The organism is Dietzia massiliensis, assembly GCF_018390595.1.
In the GTDB taxonomy this organism is placed as follows: Bacteria; Actinomycetota; Actinomycetes; order Mycobacteriales; family Mycobacteriaceae; genus Dietzia; species Dietzia massiliensis.
This window is the reverse complement of the sequence record NZ_JAHBAV010000207.1, coordinates 1-441: the sequence shown is the minus strand read 5'-3', so window position 1 is coordinate 441 and position 441 is coordinate 1. Positions and strand designations below refer to the sequence as shown.

Sequence of the window (441 nt, the reverse complement as noted above, 5' to 3'; positions counted from 1 at the left end):
TCGTAGATCAAGGTGATGTACAGCGGCGTCAGCACGGTGAACAGCAGGAATTCGGGCACCGTCAGGTAGAGATAGGCGCGGAAGCTGAACAGGTACATGATGCCCAGTTGGAAAGCGCCCACCAGCATATACAGCAGGATCACCCTGGGCTTGATATTGCGCCAGCGCAGAAACGGCAGGAACACCAACGCCGCCAGACCGATGCGCACCAGCGCCGAGAACCCGCTGTCGACCTGGCCCGCCAGGTACTCGCCAATCAGGCTGAAAGAAAACGCCCACAGGATGGTGGTTATAACCAAAAGCAGCACGATGGGTTCACCCTAAAAAGACCGAAAGGGCGATTGTAACGGAAGATGCGCGCCGCGTTGGCGAAAAGGCGGTTTACATCTGAACAAAAGACAAACTACCGGCAAAATTTCACCGTTGGGTTAGGCTTAATAA

General features: G+C 54.9%; 1 protein-coding gene. It reads right to left on the bottom strand.

Annotation, left to right across the window (positions count from 1 at the left end; genetic code table 11):
* Window positions 1-308: EamA family transporter (locus KHA85_RS20285; protein ID WP_213186680.1), on the bottom strand; the 308-nt coding region annotated here is incomplete at its 3' end.
* Window positions 309-441 lie beyond the last annotated feature (133 nt).